This is a genomic window from Eubacterium sulci ATCC 35585 (assembly GCA_001189495.1).
Classification (GTDB): domain Bacteria; phylum Bacillota; class Clostridia; order Peptostreptococcales; family Anaerovoracaceae; genus Eubacterium_B; species Eubacterium_B sulci.
Map to the genome: position 1 here is coordinate 1,645,925 of CP012068.1, position 20,912 is coordinate 1,666,836.

The following is a 20,912-nucleotide window of genomic DNA, read 5'->3' on the forward strand; positions in this document are numbered from 1 at the left end:
TGATGCACCTAGTACTTATATATCAAGCTCAAGGCTTACTGGGCAGTGATCGCTTCCTAAAACATCTGGGTGGATTGCTGCCTCTTTAATCTTGTCTTTAAGTCCTTCGTCAACAACAAAGTAGTCTATACGCCACCCTGTATTGTTTTTTCTGGCATTTCCTCTGTATGACCACCAGCTATAAGCCCCTTCCTGCTCTGGATAGAGATGTCTGAATGTATCAGTAAAGCCCGCTCCAAGAAGCTCGGTCATCTTTGCTCTTTCTTCATCAGAGAAACCTGGATTTCCACGATTTGTCTTTGGATTCTTAAGATCGATTTCCTCGTGGGCAACGTTTAGGTCTCCGCACATTACAACATGCTTTTTCTTCGCAAGTTCGCTTACCATTGCTCTGAGGTCGTCCTCCCACTTCATTCTGTACTCAAGTCTTTTCAGCTCAGGCTGTGCATTAGGAACATACACATTAAGCAGGTAGAACTTATCATACTCTAGAAGCACCGCTCTTCCTTCATCGTCATGCCCCTCAAAATTATATGTCACGCTTAGTGGCTCATGCTTAGTAAAGATTGCAGTTCCCGAATATCCCTTCTTCTCAGCATATGAATAGTACTGCTGATATCCTGGCAAATCAACATCTGCCTGTCCTTCCTGCATCTTGGTCTCCTGAATGCAAAAGAAATCTGCGTCAAAATCCTTTACTATATCTTCAAATCCCTTTTTGAGAACTGCTCTTAGTCCATTAACATTCCATGAAACAAATTTCATCTATATTTTCTCCTTTTGATCAATTACTTTCTTAATATACTACATATCTTAAGCGCACATTGTAAACACGCCATTTAATACATACCCCTCAAAGCTTATATTTTATCAGCAAGGTATTCCACCTGTTCTACAAGATTCAAAACCAGCTCCGGGAAGCTCTCTGCAATGTCCTCAAGGTCAGCATAGTCATTGTTATACCCACGCACTTTACCGCTTTCCACGTCTATGAATACAATGCTTCCATCACCTAATCCTCCGATAGGAAACACTGGACCATGTTCATATTCGCTCATATACTCCTCGTATGCATCTTCAAAAATTGTATAATTCTCATCAAGCTCTTTCAAGTCAAATATCCATGGTTCTACTAAATAGCATCCACCTAAGTTAAGCAGCAGCCAGCGGTAATCTGATGGTATGGAAGCATAATTTGCTTCAAACTTTTTTATATCGTCCTCTGTTTCAGGTCGGATACCTTCTGTGAATGCGCTTGCTTCATAAGCTGCCTTAATCCTATCATAGTATTTTTCCAAAATAACATTACACATCTTATTCTCCTAGCATTTTTGATCTATATCTATTTTTTCTGCATTTGCTTTAGTAACTTTACTATTCTTTCCCTGTTCTTTGCCGTTTTCATAAAAGTAGGGAGATGGTCAGATTGAGACATTCCTGTGATATTAAATGGCTTTAACCTCAGGTCTGCGCTGAGATACTGAATTAAATACCCAAGGTGCTTGCGGTTCAGGGCCCAGACAGGCTTGCCCTGAAAAAACGTCAAAAACCACAGCTCTAGTCCAAAATATGGTTCTTTTCCATCCTGAATTTCAGCAGTGTATGAAAATGCCTCGGCAGTTTTATGAACTTTCCCTTGCATTTGAGTTCCGCAGTGAGGACATGCTACATTTAGGACAGAGAAGTGTTGTTTTGTCTCGTCTTCAATATCCACTTTATAATATCTGCCACAATTTATACACTTGTTATGAACATTGTAGCGATAAATTGTGCGATCATGGCGTTTTTGATGATTGCAACTTGTACACTTAAAATATACATTATCCTCATCTGCAGTTATCATCCCTAAACCTTGACATTTAGGACATTTAACCTGCATCCCAGATTCCATGGCGCTATGTACACTGTATTTAAAGTAAGCTTCATCAATTGCGCGACTCATAGCCCTACAAACTCCTTCCTTGTCAAGTACTATTATCCTATTATATTTTATGCTTTTTTATACATATTGTAAATGCATCATTGTATAGAGATTAATTACAAGGCTATATCAAAGAGAGAAGCCACTTATAAAATACATCAAAATGATATAACACACTTAACTTTTATCATAACATGGTGTATCCAAGAAAAAACACTTGTATTTTGTAAAATTCAGACATATTATGAAGATAGATAGACAAAATACTGCTTTATAAGTATATAAATTTCTAAATGGACTAGGGAGGTATCATATGAATGAGAATACCAAAAAAGAACGAAGAGCAGCTAGACTTGCATCGCTTTCATCTCTTGTGCTTCTTCTATTTGCACAGCTTCAGGATAAATATGAATTTTTCCATGAGTTGCCAAACCTGATAGTTTTACTTATTTGCGTAGTTTGTACGATAACAAGTATTTGGGCTGCTTCTAACTTAATCTCCAATAATAAGCATGTCAAGGTTCACCTATTTCAGTTATCTGCTACATCCTGCCTAGCTTCATTCGTCATTTGCACAAATTTATAGAATTATTTTAGGATGGTGATAATATGAAATTAGCAAGTAAAGAAAATAGAATAATGCTCACTGTACAGTCGCTCTGCACCTTGCCTATTTATCTGCTTTTCGCCTACTACGGATATTCGAGGGACAAGGATCTTCCGTCAGTTCCATTACTAGCAGTTATACTTTTTGCAATACTTGCTATTGCAGGCGAAATTTGGGTAGCTGATTATAATATTTCCAGGCGTAAATACAGTTTTATTTCAATAATATCTGTTTCTGCTACATCCATTCTAGTCGGATTGTTACTTTTTCTATATTTAAAACAGAGGTAATAATAATGAAGAAAGAAATCATCTATCTAGCTTTGTGCATCATGGGATGTCAGTTTATCGTAACATCTTTGATTTGCTCATTTATATTTCAGAAGCTTAGCTTTATTTCATTTAGGGAATCACATGCTAATTGCATTGACTATTTATATGAATTTCCTTTGAATGTAGTTCTTATCATCGGAAGTCTGATGACTCTTGCAGGTGCTGCAGGAATGTATTATACATTTAAAAGCAAATAGTTTTGATAATGCAAAAGGCTGATATCACTGTCCCGACCTCCTAATCGTTAGATTTTGGTCTAACTTTTGGGGGTCGGGACACACCATCAGCCTTTTTGTTTACCTTATTTAGCTTCCGCTGTGCCTTTCTTACCAAATAGTCCTGATAGAACAGTTAGCACGATACAGCTGTAGCAGAATATCGAGAATACCGCGTACTGAACTGTAGGCACGCCTAGCATGTTTGAGATGAAGACACCACACACGCTCCATGGTACGAGTGGGTTAATAACTGTACCGGAATCTTCAAGTGCGCGTGAGAGATTCTTCTGGTGAAGACCTAGCTTATCGTAAATTGGGCGGAATGTCTTTCCTGCCAGCAAGATGCTTAGGTACTGCTCTCCAACTATGAAGTTAACACCTAAAGCTGTAGTTGCAACAGCTAGTGTTGCCTTGAATCTTGTGTTTAATAGGTGAGCGATGTTTTCTAAGATGGTTGGAATAATTCCAAGTCCAAACAGTAGACCGCCCAGGCTCAAAGCTAAAATTACAATTGTAATTGTGAAGAACATGCTGTTTATTCCACCACGGTTGATAAGTGAAGCGATATTTTCAGGAACACCTTCTTTGTTGAAACCGCTATAGAAGATGTTTGCGATTTCACCTAGGCTGTATCCAGTGTTAAACTGGGCGATTACTAGGCTGAGTGCGCTTACGATAATCATGCTAACAATTGCTGGAAGTTTGAATATCGAAAGCACTATCAAAAGCACAAATGGTACCAAAGCATATCCGTGAACAAGATCAGTTGAAAGTAGCGACTTCTTGAATGCATCGATTGCCGAAACATCTCCATTTGAGTTCCAAGGTGACATTACTGTAAAGAAAACACCTGAAATTATGAATGCTGGAACTGTGGTGTACATCATGTTCTTGATGTGATCAAAGAGATCTATTCCCACAATACTTGCCGATATACTAGTTGTATCTGATAGAGGAGACATCTTATCTCCAAAGAATGCACCTGATACAACAGCACCTGCTGTAATTGCAGGGTTTAAATCAAATACACCAGAAAGGCCCATAAGCGCAACACCTAAAGTTGCAACTGTTGTTAAGCTGCTTCCGATTGAAATACCTATGATTGCAGTGATGCAGAAGGCTGATAGGTAAAAGGTCTTAGCTGAGATTATATTTAGACCGTAGAATATCAGCGTTGGGATAGCCCCAGACATCATCAAAGCGGAAATTAGGATTCCAATAAAGAAGAATAAGTATACTGCACCCATACTTGTCGATACGGACTGAACCATGCTTTCCTGCATATCTGAGAACTTAACTTTGCGGAAAAGTCCGTAGATCAGAAGAAAGATGATACTTACAAGAACTGGGATGTGAGCTGAAACTCCCTCTATTGTGATAATAGGAAAGCCCAGCATGAATAAAATAATTGCTGTGATGACCAGGGCTTCTACAATTCCTGGCTTTCTGAGTTGCTTAAGATCAAACATGATTTTCTCCTTTAAAATTCTTTCTAAATAATCTTCTGCGCAATAAAAAACTTCTCACGATTTACAATTTGCATCGTCAGAAGCCGGGTAAAATCCTTTGGTGATTAGAGGCTCCATACACAATGCAAACAGAGCCACTAAGTATCTTAGGACTCTCTAATTCTTATAATAATAGTAATAGCACTTTTGACCGCAGCAAGAAAAATGTTTATCCTGCATATTTGCTTCTGTCAAAACATTACACATTTTCATTTTTGTTGCTCCTTTCAAAGTGATTTTTTTCATAATAACACCAAATCGGTGTATGCGTCAAGCTTTTTTGTTTAAAAAGATAATATTTTTCTATATTTTATGTTATTATACATAAAATACTTTGTTTCAGTCGACTTTTTCACATACGCTTTTCAGCATGAAAAAGCCTAAACTTGAATCTTTATGCCAATTCGCTTATAATTTATATAACTACAGATTTATTTAGGAGGTCGTTTTGTTAGAATTAATAAAAGCCGTGATATACGGTATAGTCGAAGGAATTACAGAATGGCTGCCAGTCAGCAGCACAGGACACCTTATTTTACTAAAGAGCATAATGCCGATGAAGGTTTCGGATAACTTTTGGAACTTTTTCCTTGTTGTTGTCCAGTTAGGCGCAATCCTTGCGGTAGTTATCTACTTTTGGAACAAGATATGGCCATTTAATACAAAGGTTAAAGGCAAGTCCTTTATAAGATATGATGTAATGCAGCTATGGGTTAAGATCATTGTAGCATGTTTCCCAGCTGCGATAGTAGGTATCTTGCTAGACGATTGGGTTGATAAACACCTCTACAATCCGACAACAGTAGCAATCATGCTGATTCTTGTCGGAATCGCTTTCATCTTTGTAGAGAAAAAGAATGTAAATAAAGAGCCAAGGATTACAAGCCTTCGCGATATATCATATAAGGATGCTTTGATAATCGGAGCTTTTCAGCTTATCGCTGCCGTTCTTCCAGGAACATCGCGTTCAGGTTCTACAATCATAGGCGGACTTCTTATCGGAATCGATAGAACTATCGCTGCAGAGTTCACCTTCTTCCTAGCAATCCCAGTGATGTTTGGTGCAAGTCTTCTAAAGCTTCTCAAGTTTGGACTTCACTTTACTGCCATGGAATTTGGAATACTCTTTGTGGGAATAGTCGTATCCTTCCTAGTTTCACTGTTCTGCATCAGGTTCTTGATGGCATATGTGAAGAAACACGATTTCAAGGTTTTCGGTTGGTACCGCATAGCTCTAGGCGCAATCGTGCTTATATACTTTAAGCTTATACTCGCATAGCTTCGTCAAAACATAATACAAATCAAAAGCCGCTTTGCTTATGCAAAACGGCTTATTTGTTTACTTTTCTTCTAGGAAATTAAGCACTGCTTTATTAAAAATCTTAGGCTTTCTTGATGATATAAAATGGCCTCCAGGAATCAAGCAAAGCTTAGCCTTTGGTATACAGCGACTAATGAGCCTTGTGTGCTCAGTTTTGATAATATCGTGCGTTCCGCCAAGAATTAAGGTCCTAGCATGAATGTTCTCAAGCTCAGTCTCACTTATATACGGCTCATTTGTAACTAGAGCCAGCTTCTCTGAGTGCAGCTTTGCACGAATATCGATCTTGGAAAACAAATCTACTATCTTACGCAATATCCTAATTGGTATCATAGCTATATTCTTAACACCCGATGGATATAGATTTGCCCCCCAAACGATTAGTCTATCTACAAGTTCAGGATACTTTGCTGCAAAGCAAAGAGCAGTATTTCCACCATCTGAAAAACCAAGTATGGTAGCCTTCTTAATTGAGTGTTCCTTCATGAAATCAGCAAGATCATCTGCGAACTGTCTAATTGTAAAAGGGCCTTCTCCTCTAGGCGACTTACCATGACCTCTTGTATCTAGTGCAATTACTCTGTATTTCTTTGCAAAGAATTCCATTTGCGCATTAAAATAACTGTTGTTTTCTCCGTTTCCATGTAGAAGAATAAGGGTTTTGCCTCTTCCCTTCTGTTTATAATTGAGACGAATCTTCATAACTTTCCCCCTCAAAAATTAACTTACTTCCTGACTATTTCTCTAACATTCCTTTGTACTGAGCAATGCCTCCGATGTTTGTCACATCACTGTATCCATTGCTCTTCATGAATCCTTCTGCCATATCACTACGACCACCTGACAAGCAGTAAACATAAATCTTAGCACTCTTATCTGGTACGGCATCTTCGATTTCTTTAATATTGCTAAGTGGCACATTGATGCTCCCTGGAATTCTCCCTAAAGCATACTCGTCAGCCTCTCTGACATCAACGAGCAATATACCATCTTCAGCTTTAAATTCTTCTATATATTTATTTATATTCTTATCGAATAATCCCATATCAAGCTCTCTTCTCTTGGCAGTCTAAGGGAATAATCCCACGAATTTAACTACTAATTCAGCCTTTTTATAGTTATTATATAATCAATGTACTACTATATTATACACCTATTGTCTGCGTATAGACACATAATTTATATTTTTTCCTTGTGAAGAAAATTTTTCTTCGTACTCTGTCATCGGGCTTATTTTGCTGAACTCACTTGCATGAAGGTCACGCGTTAATCCAGTGACATCAAAGTTTGCAAGTTCCTTGCACTCCTCGATTTGCTCAAGTGTAAAATCGAAGAGATCGTCGTTGTCGGTCTTAAACCTTATGAAGCCGCCAGGCTTTAATGCCTTTAGATATTGAAGCAGTCTATCCTTATGTGTGAGCCTGCGCTTTGCGTGTCTGGCCTTAGGCCAAGGATCGCTAAAGTTCATAAATATGCCATCAAGCTCTCCTTCAGCAAAATCTCTCTCCATGTCATTTATGTATGTAGTTATAAATCTGATATTATCAAGTTCCATCTCCCTACTCTTGACCATTCCGCGTATGATTACGCTCGCAAGTCCCTCTGCAGCAAGGAAAAGTGCATCTGGATTTTGACTTGCACTGCTTGTTATAAATCTGCCTTTACCCGAACCAATTTCTAAAAACAGTGGCTTATTTGTTCCATTCTCAAATAGCTTTCTCCAGCTTCCGCTGTGCCCTTCCGAGCTTGGAACTATTACATCATCAAAATCGCTAAGCTTTTGATCTATATCTTTGATTTTTCTCTGTCTCATACAACCAACCTATAGGAAAATTCTCATAGAGATAACTACGCCTAGGAAAATCAGACAGGCAGCTATCGCCATGAAGTCAAGTTTATCAAATTTGATTTCGTTCATTCTCGTTCTTCCGGCTCCACCACGGTAGCATCTAGCTTCCATTGCCATTGCAAGGTCCTGAGCTATTCTAAATGCACTTACAAATAGCGGTACTAGGATCGGAATCATTGACTTTGCACGCCTTAGAATATTTCCGCTCTCAAAGTCTGCCCCCCTCGCCTGCTGAGCCTTCATTATCTTATCAGTCTCATCAAGAAGCAAAGGTATGAATCTCAAAGCTATGGACATCATCATTGCAATTTCGTGCGAAGGCACGCCTAGCTTTGATAGAGGTGCCATAAGCTTTTCTAGTCCATCTGTTAAAGCGATAGGCTTTGTTGTAAGCGTCAAAACAGATGAGCTTATTATCAGCAGAATCAATCTAAGACTCATAAAGAGCGCAAGATAGATTCCCTCTGTAGTTATTTTGATGAACTTCCATCTGAAAATCTCGTGTCCATCGACCATGAAGATATTCAGAAAGAAGGTAAACGCCAAAATCATAAATATCGGTTTCAGGCCACGCAAGATAAATGAAATTGGCACCTTTGATAGCGCAACACAAATAGCAAGCGCTGCTCCGCACACTGCAAAACCGATAAATCCCTTTACAAGGAATAGCTCAATTATAAAGATTAGCGTTGCCAATATCTTTGTTCGCGGGTCGAGTCTGTGGAGAATTGAGTCGGCAGAATAGTACTGTCCTAAGGTTATATCCCTAATCATTGGACTCTCCTCTCTCTGGCTTTGATGAATCAACGCCTGCATTCTTGTTTTTTAGATATGCTAGGAGCGCCGTCTTTGCATCCTCGATATTGAGAACATTTGCTGGTACATTCACGCCACAAGTTCCAATGTCGTTCATCAGCTCAGTCACTGGCGGAATATCAAGACCTATTGCATTTAGTTCTTCATGCCTTGAGAATACGACCTCAGGTGTATCCATCATCAAAATCTTACCCTCATCCATAACCAGCACGCGGTCTGCCATCTCGGCGACATCACTCATATTATGGCTTACGAAGATAATTATATTTTTCTGCGCACTGTGGATTTTCTCTATCATCCTTAGGATTTCCTTATGCGCACCCGGGTCAAGACCTGCAGTAGGCTCATCCAGTATCAAAATTTCTGGCTCCATCGCAATAACACCTGCGATAGCAACTCTTCTCTTCTGTCCTCCCGAAAGCTCAAAAGGTGACCTCTCAGCGATATCATCGTAGTCGAGTCCGACAAGCTGAATAGCCTCTCTAACTCTGACATCGATTTCTTCCTCGCTAAGCCCTAGATTCTTAGGGCCAAAGGCGATATCTTTTGCTACGGTTTCTTCAAATAGCTGGTATTCAGGGTACTGAAAAACGAGGCCAACTCTGCGTCTAACATCCTTCATCACAGTCTTCGGATCTGTTATATCCGTATCTCCGATGATTATACTACCTGAACTTGGCTTAATTATACCGTTCAGGTGCTGCATCAAAGTAGACTTGCCTGAGCCCGTATGCCCTATAACTGCCACCTTTTCGCCATCTGCTATCTCAAAGCTGACATTATCTAAGGCGAGCTGTTCATCCGGCATACCCTTGCTATATATATGTGTTAAATTCTTTACTTGTATTGACATACGAATTCTTTTAGCCTTTCTGCTGTAACCACCTCTGGTGGCACATCTATGCCGTTTTCTCTGAGATATATGGCAATCTCTGCGGACATCGGCACATCTAGCCTTGCTGATCTAATCAGCTCATCCTGAGAAAATACATGCTCTGGTGTTCCGTCTAGCAGTATTTCTCCCTTATTCATAATCACTACTCTATCTGCTTTTACCGCCTCATCCATAAAGTGTGTTATGAGTATCACAGTTATTCCCTCACGGTGCAATTTCTCAATTATCTCCATGATATCCTTGCGCCCGCGCGGGTCGAGCATCGCTGTCGGCTCGTCAAAAATGATGCACCTAGGCCTGATGGCAACAACGCCCGCGATGGCGATGCGCTGCTTTTGGCCGCCCGAAAGCAGATGAGGCGCTTTCCTCTTGTACTTCCCCATCTTCACGGCGTCAAGCGCCTCGTCGACCCGCGCTCTAATCTCGACCGGATCAATTCCTATGTTCTCCGGTCCGAAAGCCACGTCATCCTCAACAATTGCAGAAACGAGCTGATTATCAGGGTTCTGAAAAACCATTCCAGCAGTCTGTCTTATATCCCAAATCTTATCCTCATCCCTAGTATCCATACCAGAAACATAGACTGCACCATGGCTAGGCAGGAGAAGTCCATTAAGATTCTTGGCAAGGGTCGATTTCCCAGAGCCGTTTTGACCGATAATTGCAGTAAATGACCCCTCCTCGATCTCTAGACTCACGCCCTTTATAGCTAACTTCGGCTCCTCGTCCTCCCCATGTGGATACTGAAAATAAAGATTATCTATTTTAATTATATTTTCCATTATTCCATCCTATAGCATTTTATTGCCATTAATACTTTTAAATGCTCCATATATATACATATACAGTAGCCCTAAAAATAAACATAATTCAACATTATTATCCTACAACAAAACACCTATTCTTGCAATACTATGAGCTCCATTTGACATTGCCCCATGCAGGGGTATAATAAACTTAAAGTGTATGTATTAAAAAGATGAATTACACATTATTTTGATATACAGTTGGAGGGTATATGAAGCCATTTGTTGCAAGTAAAAAGAATGACAAGAGCACGCCGCTATACATTCAGCTCTATCGCCACATAAGAAGCGATATTTTAAGTGGAAATATTAAAACCGGTGAAAAATTACCTTCTCTGAGAAAGCTAGCTGAGCTCAACGAGATTTCCATTACGACTGCTGAACAGGCCTACAACCAGCTACTCACCGAGGGCTATATAACAAGCAGGCCTCAGTCTGGCTACTATGTATCTAAGATTGATGCTTTTTCAGATGTTCAGGGGGATAGCGACCACGATATCTTCGAATTAACAACTCAAAGCTTTGATAACTCTAGGTACCTTTATGACCTATCTGCCTTTGATTTTCAAAAGTGGAAGAAGTGCACATCTAGAGTCTTCAATGAATACCCTCATCTCCTTTTGTTCGAAAGTGATGTTCAAGGAGAGCAAGCACTGCGCTATGAAATTTCCAAATATGTATATTCCTCGCGTGGCGTTATAGCTGACCCTTCACAGATTGTAATCGGTGCAGGTACTCAGCAGCTTACGACTCACCTTTGCCATATACTAAGGCATATGGACATCGGTTTTGTCTGCGCAGAAGACCCAGGCTATGTTCCAATTCAGAAGATTTTTCATGACAATGGCTTTGGTATAAATAAAATTCCTGTTTCGAGCGACGGAATACGCATAGATATGCTCCCTGCAAACATAGCATCAGCAGTTTATGTTAGCCCAGCGAACCAGTTTCCTACTGGTTCTGTCATGTCCATTGCAAGCAGGTACAAGCTTCTTGCTTGGGCAAATCAAAACAACAGCATCATCCTTGAAGACGACTACGACAGCGAGCTCAGATATTTCGGAAAGCCGATACCTGCGCTTCAAGGTTTAGACAATAATCATAGAGTCGTATATTTTGGGTCCTTCTCATCGACGCTTTTTCCTGCAATCAAAGTCAGCTACATGATTCTTCCTCCTAATATGGCGGAAATCTTTGCTAGTATCAAAGCAAACTACACCCAGACCTGTTCCAAGACAGAGCAGCTTACACTTGCACTATTTATGGAAAACGGTTATTATTACACAAATATCAGGCGTCTAAGAAGCCTATATGCTCAGAAGCTTCAGCTTGCAATATCATCTTTTGCTAAATATGGCATGGGCTTCATAGATGCAAAGAACACAAAATCTGGAATCAACATCATCCTCGATGTCAAATCCGAAAAGAGTGCCGAGATGCTTTGCCAAGAAGCAGAGTCTCTAAGGCTATATGTGGCAACGCTAAATCAGAACTCAGAAACAGAACAAAAAAATAGGCAGCTGATTTTTTACTACAATCAGATACCTATTGATTTGCTTGAAGATAGTATCAAAAGTCTTGCCAAGCTATGGGCGTCCTAAACGGCGCCCTCTTATTTTGTCTTTTCAAAACCCTTGATATTCTTAGTCGTTGTAATTGTGCCATCGTGCTGAACGAAGATAGCCTCGTAGCCGTCGAGTGACTCTATCAGCTTCTTGCCATCCTTTTCTCCTAGAATTAGGCAGGTTGTTGCAAGCGAGTCGCAATCTATGCCCTCATTACCCGCACCGATAATAGTTACGGAGTCAAGGCCCGTCTCAACTGGATATCCTGTCTTAACATCAAGGATGTGGTGATATACCTTTCCATCCTTTGTGAATGAACGCTCGTAGGTTCCAGATGTTACAAGGCTCTTGTCATGTGCCTCTACAACACCTACGATTCCGCCATCCGTGCTAAATGGGTCACGCACACCTATTCTGAAATCCTTGCCATCAGGCTTCTTTCCCACAACGGAAATGTTTCCGCCAAGGTCAATAACTGCACTGCTCACACCCTTCTTCTTTAGGAATTCTGCAAGTTTGTCTGCAATATATCCCTTTGCTATTCCGCCAAGGTCAATCTCTCCCTTAGGGTCACTTAAACTCACCTTATTTCCGTTAACCTTGATTTGCCTATAATCTACATGTGTCAAAGCTTCGTTCAGGGCTTCCTGCTCAGGAATCTTACCTTCTCCACCTTCAGGCTGAAAGTTCCATAAATCTGTAACCTGACCTATCGTAACGTCGAATCTTCCCTCTGAAAGCTCGGCGTATTTGATTGCTTTTTTGATGACAAACAATGTCTCGTCTGTGCACTTGATTTCTGCTCCACCTGCATGGTTTATCTTGTAGATATCGCTAGACTCTCGCGTCTTGCTCAACATGTTCTCGTATTTTTCGCAAAGCTTATAGGCATCTTCGATAACCTTGCTTGCATTTTCTTCTGACATATCCTTCATGTCATAAATGGTCAAATTGCAAACTGTATCGAGGTAAAAGCCACTTTTCTGCACAGGATCTGTGCTCTGATTTGTCTTTTTGCTGCAAGCTGTCTGTGATATAATTAGACTCAGCACCAGAATAATAACTGGTATTACTTTAGTTTTTTTACTCATTTTGTTAATCCTTAAGGAGAACCAATTTGTTCCGTATTATAAAAAAAGCAGATATTATACTATTCATATGTCTCATTCTCATAGGTGGAGCGCTATCCTACCTAGCCTTTTCGGGTAGCTCAACCGGAGATCTTGTCGTTGTCAAAGTCAACGGCGAAGTCTACGGAAAATACAGCCTTACAAAGGATAGAACCATCACCGTAAACAGGGACGGACACATGAATAAGATTACCATAAAAGGCGGTAAGGTGCAAGTTAGCAAATCTAACTGCAAGAATCAGGTTTGTGTTAAGCAAGGCTCGATTTCTACAACTCACCAAAATATTGTTTGTATACCTAACAAAGTTGTAGTGAGCATAGAGGGTAAGGGAGGTGAGTACGATGTCATCTCACAATAAAATGTCATCTAGAGCCCACTCAAGGTCAAGCCGCATAGCTACAACTGCTCTTCTTGCTGCTCTTGCGCTCATATTTTCCTATGTTGAGGCCATAATACCAATGCCTATTGCCGTGCCTGGCGTCAAGCTTGGAATTGCAAACCTCGCAGTACTAATCGCTTTATACCGATTTGATTTCAGGTACGCCCTATCTATCAATTTGATAAGAATTATAGTTAGTGGACTTCTGTTTAACGGACTTTTCGGTGCACTTTACGCAATGTCCGGTGGCGTGTTAAGTCTCATCGTTATGTGGCTTCTAAAGAAAACCAATCTTTTTAGCATAGTAGGTGTAAGCATGGCCGGAGGTGTAGCGCATAATATGGGACAGATTCTAGTCGCATCGCTTCTCGTCTCAGATTTGCGCATGTTTATGTATCTACCCGTTTTGATGTTCTCTGGAATAATAAGTGGAATTATCATAGGCGTCATCGCCTACTATGTTCAGCGCTCACTTAATGCAAACAAGGGCGCTTCGCAAATATAAGATAGTAAGGAGGAGAGTAAGTATGAAAAAAAAATTAGAATTACTACAAGGTGTAATGCGTGAACATGGAGTGGCGATTTGCATCGTTCCTACCAATGATTTTCACGGATCAGAATATATAAATGAATACTTCAGAAGCAGGCAGTTCATTTCGGGCTTTACTGGTTCTGCAGGAACACTCGTCGTTTGTGAGGACTCTGCCTACCTTTGGACTGATGGTAGATACTTTCTTCAGGCATCAATCCAGCTAGAAGGAAGCGGTATAGAGCTCATGAAGACAGGTGAACCTGGTGTTCCTGAGATTGAGAATTTCCTAGAGAAGAATCTAAAAAAAGGCGATGTTCTAGCCTTTGATGGAAGAGTTCTCGCTTGCCGTATCGGAGACAAATACAAACAGATAGCTGATAAGTGTGGCGCTGTAACAAAGTTTGATATCGATCTTCCAGGTCTTGTATGGACAGATAGACCAAAGCTTTCAGGAAACAGCATTTGGGCACTTCCTGAAACTTCATATGGGGAGTCCTTTAAAGGAAAGCTTGCAAGGCTAAGAGATGAAATGGCAAAGGGCTCAGTTGACTACCACCTGATCACTGGACTAGAGGAAAATGCATGGCTTTACAACCTTCGCGGTAGTGATGTTGATAGAAGCCCTATCTTCTTCTCCTTTACGCTCATAAGCCCTGGCTCCGTAACTCTTTACAAGTTCGGTAAAGACTTCGATGATCTGCTAAAAGAAAATGGCATTACAGTTAAACACTACCTTAATATCTTTGAGGATATAAAGAAGCTACCAGATAACGCTAAAGTGCTAGCTGATTTTGATGCAGCATCATATTCGCTGATTAAAAGTATCCCGAGCGCTTGCAAAATCGTCGACGGCCTTTCTCCAGTTAGCATGTTCAAATCAATCAAGAACCATATAGAAATTGCTGCAACAAAGGAAGCCCATATGTATGACGGCCTTGCGATGGTAAACTTTATCTACTGGCTAAAAAATACAGTTGGCAAGCAAGCTCTCACCGAGATATATGCCTCAGACCACCTTGAGAGCCTCAGATCTGCTCAGCCAGGCTTTGTTGATCTAAGCTTTGATACAATTGCAGGCTATATGTCAAACGGCGCTATAATCCATTATAGCGCTACTCCTGAAAGTGACACTGCACTAGAGGCAGACGGCTTTATGCTAGTTGACTCTGGCGGGCAGTATCTCAAAGGAACTACTGACATAACAAGAACCATCGCTCTTGGAGCTCTTACAGATAAGATGAAAGAGTGCTACACCGCAGTGCTTCGCGGACATATAGATCTTGCTATGGCAAAGTTTAAAGCAGGTACCACTGGTTACGATCTGGATCCTCTTGCAAGAAAAGCTCTTCAGGAAATTGGTCTTGACTATAACCACGGCACAGGCCACGGCGTTGGCCACATACTCTCCGTGCACGAGGGACCTCAGAGAATAAGCAAGGTTCCAAACAAGTATGCGATAGAACCCGGCATGATAACTAGTGACGAGCCTGGCGTATACATTGAAGGTGAATTTGGTATCAGAATAGAAAACGAAATCCTCTGCATGGAAGCTGATAGCAAGTCAGATGAGCTATGCTTCGAAATGCTAACACTCTGCCCTTACGAGCCAGAAGCAATAATTGCAAGCAAGCTGAGCGAGGAAGAAAGAAACTATCTAAACAAGTACCACAAGATGGTTTACTCAAAGCTGGCTCCACTTCTTGAGCCAAATGTAAGAGATTGGCTAAGAGAGGTTACTGCTGCAATTTAGCAGTTTATAAAGTCCAGCTCAAAGCTAGCATGGGCAAATTAGCATATTGCCCTGTGCAAGCACATATCAAAAAAATCAAAATGCTGTATCCATTTCGGATACAGCATTTTTGTTCTTATTTACTTGCGAAGTTTAAGCTTCAGCAGCTACTTTCTCTGCAGGCTTTTCTGCTGCCGGTGCTGGAGCAGCTGGCTTTTTCTTCTTTAGGCGCAAGTTCTGGATTGCTCCTGTTGGGCAAACCTTTGCGCAAGCTCCGCAGTTCTTACATGTATCTGGGTTGATGAATGCAAGGTTATCAGTAACGTGAACTGAGTCAAACTTACATACTGACTCACACTTCTTACATCCGATACATCCAACTTCACATGCCTTACGAGTAACTCCGCCCTTTTCTGTGCTGTGACAGTGGCAGATTACCATGTTCTTAACAGGTGAAATACGGATTAGGAACTGAGGACAAGCCTTAGCACATGCTCCACAAGCTACGCAGGCATCTCTATCAACCTTTGCAACTCCGTTTATAACACGAATTGAATCGTAATTACATGCGTCTACGCAGTCTCCAAGACCTAGACATCCGAACTGACATTCCTTAAGTCCGCCGAATAACTGCTTTGCAGCCTTACAGCTCTTTGGTCCCTGATACTCAAGGAGTGACTTTGAAACGTCCTTGTTTCCGTTACACATTACAACTGCAACTTTTCTATCTTCGCTTCCTGCCTCTACACCTAATATAGCTGCAAGCTTTGCTGCTACTGCAGGTCCACCTACAGGGCATTTATTACATGGCATATCGCGATCTTCTGCCATTGCACTCGCATATGCGTCACAACCTGCGAATCCGCAACCACCACAGTTTGCACCTGGAAGCACTTCTCTAAGCGCAGCAGCTGTTTCGTCTACAGGAACAAAGAAAACTTTTGATGCAAAGGATAGCATAATTCCAGCTATGATTCCTACTGCAACTACTACTAAAATAGCTATTATCATTTTGCTTCGCCTCCTTCCTTACGAAAACATGCCGCTGAAGCCCATGAAGCTCAGTGAGAGTATAGCCGCTGATATAAGTGTTAGTGGAACACCCTTGAATGGCTGTGGAACTCCCTCTTCGTTTACAAGCTTTGTGCTTCTTACTCCGGCAAATAGGATTAGGGCTAGAGTAAATCCAACAGATGCACCAAATGCATTTGCAAGTGATAGACCAAAGCCATATCCTGCGTCAATATTAGCGATACATACACCAAGTACTGCACAGTTCGTTGTGATCAGTGGTAGGAATACTCCAAGTGAGCTGTAAAGCGCTGGCATATACTTCTTTAACATCATTTCGATTAGCTGTACAAGAGCAGCAATTACAAGGATGAAGATTACTGTCTGTAAATAATCGATATGGAACTTGTTTAAAATCTGCTGAATAGGCCATGTAACTGCTGTTGCTAGTACCATTACGAATACTACAGCGCCACCCATACCTACAGCTGAGTCCATTTTCTTTGATACACCTAGGAATGGACAAATTCCGAGGAACTGAGCAAGAACATAGTTATTAGCTAAAATCATGCTCAAAATAATTGATACTGCTAACATGTCTATGCTCCTTTCTTCTCTTCATTTTCTTCCTTCGCACCTAGGATTGTTATTTCTTCCTCGCCGAAGTCTCTAACTTTACGTTCCTTATCACGTGTGATGAAGTTTACAGCTGCAACTAGTATTGCAAATGTAAAGAATCCACCAGGTGCAAGGTTAAATATTGCTACTCCATCAATCTTGCCTGCTAGGATAGGAATGTTAAAGAGTGTACCACTTCCGATAAACTCTCTAATCATACCCATGATTACTAGGGCGCCTGTATATCCGAGTCCCATTCCGATTCCATCAAGAGCTGAGTCTATAACTCCATTCTTGTTTGCAAACATCTCTGCACGACCAAGGATGATACAGTTTACAACGATTAGCGGAATAAATAGTCCAAGTGATTTGTATACGCTTGGCACATAAGCCTGAAGCATCAGCTGAACTACTGTTACGAATCCTGCGATTACTACGATGTAGCAAGGAATTCTTACGTTATCAGGAATTATCTTACGTAGAAGCGAGATAACTATGTTAGAAAGTATCATTACTACTGAGAAAGATACTCCCATTCCAAGTCCGTTGATAGCCGTTGAACTTGTTGCAAGTGCTGAACAGCAACCTAGCAAAAGTACAAGTACCGGATTTTCTTTTATTAGACCGTTCGTTAGTATCGTTAGTCTTGATTTCTTTTCTTCCATTACTTAGCACCTCCTATTTCTTTGTATTGTAGGAGAGCTTCAAATACTCCATAATGAACTGCGTTCGATGAAACAGAAGCACCAGTGATATGGTTTATTGTAGGATCCTTCTTCGCAGATATATCCTTCAGTTCTTTAACTCCCTTGTACTGTTTTAGATGCTCAGGTGTGAATACCTTAGTACCTACACCCGGTGTATCTTTATGATCCTGAATCTTAACTCCAGTAATCTTACCATTCTTGTCGATACCAATCATTTCAATAAGTGTTCCACCAAATGATTTAGTTCCAACTGTCATAACCATACCTTCGCCATTTTTGGCGATGTAAACATCATTTACTGTTACCTTGCCATCGGAAGTAGCTATAAGCTTTCCTTTATACTGATCAAATCCATCGGCCTTAGTTAGAAGCTCCTTACGAGCTGCATCAGCTTCAGCCTTTGTATTTCTCTTTATGATAGGATCTGCAACTCCAAATGTCAGTGCCAAAGCAGCTGATATAACAAAGCAGATTGCTACTAGTACAATTACAGGTACTACGTATTTTTTGAAAGTGTCATTATTTTTCATTTTTCTTGCCACCTCCATATGCTAGTTTGATGCAGAGCATATCGATGAGTGGTGTGCATATGTTCATCAAAAGAATTGAGAACGATACACCCTCAGGATATCCAGCCCACAACCTAATTACCATTGTGAAGAATCCGCATCCTATACCCATTATGACCTTACCGAGAGGCATGATAGGTGATGTTACATAGTCTGTTGCCATGAAGATTGCACCGAGCATTACGCCACCAGCGCATACATGGAATATTGCCATTTTTAGTGCACTTACATCTCCGCCTGCTACTGAGTAGTAGATGAATGCGATTACAAATACTGTACCGATAAATGCAAGTGGTGTTGCTGGTGAGATGATTTTCTTCCATACTAGGAAGATTCCACCTATTATAAGTGCTATAGCACTTACTTCACCAAGTGATCCACCAACTGTACCTAGGAATAGGTCCATGTTTGATGGAAGATCTGCCTTTGAGATCTGTCCGATAGGTGTCTCGCTTAGGACACCAAGAGGTGTAGGACCTGTCTTTCCGTCTACGCCATTTGGTAGTGGCCATGTTGTCATTCTTGATGTGAATGAAAGTAGTAGGAAGATACGAGCAACGATTGCAGGATTTGCAAAGTTGCGTCCTAGTCCACCGTAAAGCTGCTTAACTATAACTATAGCTGTGAAACAGCCTAGGATAGCCATCCAAAGTGGGAAGTTTGATGGTACGTTGAATGCGATCAGTGTACCTGTAACTACTGCACTTAGATCTGTCCATGTTTCTGGTCTCTTGAATAGCTTCTGATATCCCATTTCGAATAATACGCTGGCAACGATACAGACAGCTGTCAAAAGAAGTACTCTTGGACCAAATACATATGTGCTCACGCATAGTGATGGCACTAGTGCGATAAGTACATAAAGCATGGTCTTCTGTGTATCAAGCGCTGTTACTATATGAGGAGCGGATGATACTGTTAGATTATCGTAATATTGCTTTTCCATTACTTGATTCCAGCCTCCCTTACAAGGGCTTTGCCCAACTTGTTATAAAAGGCCAGCGGTCTTCTCGCCGGACATACGAATGAGCAGCTGCCGCATTCCATGCACTGCATAATCTGAAGGTCAGATAGTCTCTGAGCATCTCCAGCTAGATATGCATCAGCAAATCCTGTAGGCAACAAATTGATTGGACATCCCATATGACATCTTCCGCAGTTGATACATGGTGTCTCTTCTGGAATGTTTGTCTTTGTTGACGAGAATGCTAGGATAGCATTGTTGTTCTTGATTATTCCAAATGAATCTGATGGAATAGCTCTACCCATCATAGGTCCACCCATGATAATCTTCTTTGGCTCTGTCTTGTAGCCACCGCAGAATGCGACAACGTCCTTGATCTGTGTACCGATAGGTGTCACGATGTTCTTAGGTGTTGTGATTGCGTCTCCGTCAACTGTCAGTCTCTTCATTGTTAGTGGAATTCCTGTACGGAAGTACTGTCCAACAAATGCTACTGATGAAACGTTTGAAAGAATGATTCCAAGGTCTGCAGGAAGTACGCCTGCCTTCATTGGCTTACCTGTAATCTCATAAACCAAAACTCTCTCAGCACCCTTTGGATATCTTGAAAGAAGCTTGAATGTATGCATGTTGGTAATGCCCTGCTCCTTGAACATTCTATCGAATTTTTCAATCGCATCAGGCTTATTAGCCTCGATTCCGATATATGCTACCTTAAGGTCTAGGTACTTCATGATGAGCTTCATTCCATCGATGATGTCCTGTGTGTCCTCGAGCATGCAACGATGGTCAGATGTGATAAAAGGCTCACACTCTGCACCGTTTACTATCAAAGTATCAACCTCATCTATATTCTTAGGGTTGTACTTTACATGTGTAGGGAAGGACGCTCCTCCCATACCTACTAGTCCACTGTCTCTTACAGCTGCAACAAACTCAGCTAGATTGTGAACTTCTGGAACCTTTAGTTCCTCCCATAATTCCTGTTTCTTGTCTGTTTCAATAACAACAAGCGTATCGTATCCACCCATGGCATTACGCTGTGTCTCTATACCCTTAACGGTACCTGAAACGCTGGAATGAATCGGTGCACTTATGAAAGCATCGACATCACCAATAGGCTGTCCTACCTTAACTGTATCGCCCTTTGCAACCAATGGCTGACATGGCTTACCAATGTGCTGTGACATTGGTATCTTAACGATATCAGGGATAGGAGCCGTTTCAGTAGCACACTGAGCAGTGTTCTTATAGTGACCTGCGTCGATACTACGCAAATGCTTTGCACTTGAACTCATATCTGAAACCTTCCTTTCTAAAAAAATATCATAATCATACAGATATATTATAACGCAACATTCACCAAAAAATCATCAAAAATTTAACAATTTTTTCGATTATCATCAATTAAGTTTTTGAGTTCGTTTTGGTTCG

General features: G+C 40.9%; 23 protein-coding genes and 2 pseudogenes. 8 read left to right on the plus strand and 17 right to left on the minus strand.

Annotation, left to right across the window (positions count from 1 at the left end; translation table 11 throughout):
• Positions 1-15: 15 nt before the first annotated feature.
• The 3 genes from ADJ67_07715 to ADJ67_07725 form a co-directional block, all read right to left on the minus strand.
• Entirely contained in the window at positions 16-765 is a 750-nt protein-coding gene (locus ADJ67_07715) for an exodeoxyribonuclease III (GenBank protein ID AKT47517.1), read from the minus strand.
• 95 nt (positions 766-860) lie between these two features.
• Positions 861-1,313, minus strand: a complete 453-nt coding sequence (locus ADJ67_07720) for a hypothetical protein (protein ID AKT47518.1) — start codon at positions 1,311-1,313, stop codon at positions 861-863.
• 29 nt (positions 1,314-1,342) lie between these two features.
• Positions 1,343-1,942, minus strand: a complete 600-nt coding sequence (locus tag ADJ67_07725) for a hypothetical protein (GenBank protein ID AKT47519.1) — start codon at positions 1,940-1,942, stop codon at positions 1,343-1,345.
• A 292-nt stretch (positions 1,943-2,234) separates the two neighbouring features.
• Here ADJ67_07725 and ADJ67_07730 point away from each other — a divergent pair, with 292 nt between their 5' ends.
• From ADJ67_07730 to ADJ67_07740, 3 genes are read left to right on the plus strand one after another with little or no spacing between them, the layout of a single operon-like run.
• Positions 2,235-2,507, plus strand: a complete 273-nt coding sequence (locus ADJ67_07730; GenBank protein AKT47520.1) for a hypothetical protein — start codon at positions 2,235-2,237, stop codon at positions 2,505-2,507.
• 23 nt (positions 2,508-2,530) lie between these two features.
• Entirely contained in the window at positions 2,531-2,818 is a 288-nt protein-coding gene (locus ADJ67_07735) for a hypothetical protein (protein AKT47521.1), read from the plus strand.
• A 5-nt stretch (positions 2,819-2,823) separates the two neighbouring features.
• Positions 2,824-3,057, plus strand: coding sequence for a hypothetical protein (locus ADJ67_07740; GenBank protein AKT47522.1), 234 nt, complete (start codon positions 2,824-2,826; stop codon positions 3,055-3,057).
• A gap of 104 nt (positions 3,058-3,161) precedes the next feature.
• Here the strand turns inward: ADJ67_07740 and ADJ67_07745 are convergent, their stop codons facing one another.
• Entirely contained in the window at positions 3,162-4,547 is a 1,386-nt protein-coding gene (locus ADJ67_07745) for a sodium:proton antiporter (protein ID AKT47523.1), read from the minus strand.
• Between the two features lie 487 nt (positions 4,548-5,034).
• On the opposite strand from ADJ67_07745, the gene ADJ67_07750 reads away from it, so the two are divergent.
• Positions 5,035-5,865, plus strand: a complete 831-nt coding sequence (locus ADJ67_07750) for a UDP pyrophosphate phosphatase (protein ID AKT47524.1) — start codon at positions 5,035-5,037, stop codon at positions 5,863-5,865.
• Positions 5,866-5,925: 60 nt separating this feature from the next.
• Here ADJ67_07750 and ADJ67_07755 read toward each other — a convergent pair whose 3' ends face one another.
• From ADJ67_07755 to ADJ67_07780, 6 genes are all read right to left on the minus strand, one after another.
• Complete coding sequence (locus ADJ67_07755; protein AKT47525.1) at positions 5,926-6,609, minus strand: alpha/beta hydrolase; 684 nt, start codon at positions 6,607-6,609, stop codon at positions 5,926-5,928.
• Between the two features lie 34 nt (positions 6,610-6,643).
• The gene (locus ADJ67_07760) at positions 6,644-6,952 is read right to left on the minus strand and encodes a hypothetical protein (protein ID AKT47526.1); all 309 of its coding nucleotides are present in this window, start codon (positions 6,950-6,952) and stop codon (positions 6,644-6,646) included.
• A gap of 108 nt (positions 6,953-7,060) precedes the next feature.
• Entirely contained in the window at positions 7,061-7,720 is a 660-nt protein-coding gene (locus ADJ67_07765) for a hypothetical protein (GenBank protein AKT47527.1), read from the minus strand.
• Between the two features lie 9 nt (positions 7,721-7,729).
• On the minus strand, positions 7,730-8,530 hold the full coding sequence (locus ADJ67_07770; protein AKT47528.1) for a transporter: 801 nt from the start codon (positions 8,528-8,530) through the stop codon (positions 7,730-7,732).
• Positions 8,523-9,425 (minus strand): cobalt transporter ATP-binding subunit, encoded by a 903-nt coding sequence (gene cbiO / locus ADJ67_07775; GenBank protein ID AKT47529.1) that lies wholly within the window; start codon positions 9,423-9,425, stop codon positions 8,523-8,525. The genes ADJ67_07770 and cbiO overlap by 8 nt, the downstream gene beginning before the upstream one ends.
• A complete protein-coding gene (locus ADJ67_07780; GenBank protein AKT47530.1) occupies positions 9,410-10,249 on the minus strand; it encodes a cobalt transporter ATP-binding subunit in 840 nt (279 codons plus the stop codon). The genes cbiO and ADJ67_07780 overlap by 16 nt, the downstream gene beginning before the upstream one ends.
• A gap of 236 nt (positions 10,250-10,485) precedes the next feature.
• Between ADJ67_07780 and ADJ67_07785 the strand changes: the two are divergent.
• Positions 10,486-11,766 (plus strand): annotated as a pseudogene (locus ADJ67_07785) (hypothetical protein).
• A 119-nt stretch (positions 11,767-11,885) separates the two neighbouring features.
• On the opposite strand, the gene ADJ67_07790 reads toward ADJ67_07785, so the two are convergent.
• The gene (locus ADJ67_07790; protein ID AKT47531.1) at positions 11,886-12,929 is read right to left on the minus strand and encodes a thiamine biosynthesis protein ApbE; all 1,044 of its coding nucleotides are present in this window, start codon (positions 12,927-12,929) and stop codon (positions 11,886-11,888) included.
• 38 nt (positions 12,930-12,967) lie between these two features.
• Between ADJ67_07790 and ADJ67_07795 the strand changes: the two genes are divergently transcribed.
• The 3 genes from ADJ67_07795 to ADJ67_07805 are packed head-to-tail and all read left to right on the plus strand — an operon-like array spanning position 12,968 to position 15,630.
• Entirely contained in the window at positions 12,968-13,327 is a 360-nt protein-coding gene (locus tag ADJ67_07795) for a hypothetical protein (protein ID AKT47720.1), read from the plus strand.
• On the plus strand, positions 13,311-13,853 hold the full coding sequence (locus ADJ67_07800; GenBank protein ID AKT47532.1) for a heptaprenyl diphosphate synthase: 543 nt from the start codon (positions 13,311-13,313) through the stop codon (positions 13,851-13,853). Before ADJ67_07795 ends, ADJ67_07800 begins: the two co-directional genes overlap by 17 nt.
• Positions 13,854-13,875: 22 nt before the next feature.
• A complete protein-coding gene (locus ADJ67_07805; protein AKT47533.1) occupies positions 13,876-15,630 on the plus strand; it encodes a hypothetical protein in 1,755 nt (584 codons plus the stop codon).
• Between the two features lie 132 nt (positions 15,631-15,762).
• Here ADJ67_07805 and ADJ67_07810 read toward each other — a convergent pair whose 3' ends face one another.
• The 6 genes and pseudogenes from ADJ67_07810 to ADJ67_07835 form a co-directional block, all read right to left on the minus strand.
• Positions 15,763-16,620 carry a ferredoxin gene (locus ADJ67_07810; protein ID AKT47534.1) on the minus strand — a complete coding sequence of 286 codons (858 nt, stop codon included), beginning with the start codon at positions 16,618-16,620 and terminating at the stop codon, positions 15,763-15,765.
• 18 nt (positions 16,621-16,638) lie between these two features.
• The gene (locus tag ADJ67_07815; protein AKT47535.1) at positions 16,639-17,217 is read right to left on the minus strand and encodes an electron transporter RnfA; all 579 of its coding nucleotides are present in this window, start codon (positions 17,215-17,217) and stop codon (positions 16,639-16,641) included.
• A gap of 2 nt (positions 17,218-17,219) precedes the next feature.
• Complete coding sequence (locus tag ADJ67_07820) at positions 17,220-17,903, minus strand: electron transporter RsxE (protein AKT47536.1); 684 nt, start codon at positions 17,901-17,903, stop codon at positions 17,220-17,222.
• Positions 17,903-18,244, minus strand: a pseudogene (locus ADJ67_07825) (hypothetical protein). The gene ADJ67_07820 and the pseudogene ADJ67_07825 overlap by 1 nt, the downstream one beginning before the upstream one ends.
• A 220-nt stretch (positions 18,245-18,464) precedes the next feature.
• Positions 18,465-19,460: an NADH:ubiquinone oxidoreductase gene (locus ADJ67_07830; GenBank protein ID AKT47537.1), complete on the minus strand. Its 996-nt coding sequence runs from the start codon at positions 19,458-19,460 to the stop codon at positions 18,465-18,467.
• Positions 19,460-20,776, minus strand: a complete 1,317-nt coding sequence (locus tag ADJ67_07835; protein ID AKT47538.1) for an electron transporter RnfC — start codon at positions 20,774-20,776, stop codon at positions 19,460-19,462. Before ADJ67_07835 ends, ADJ67_07830 begins: the two co-directional genes overlap by 1 nt.
• Positions 20,777-20,912 lie beyond the last annotated feature (136 nt).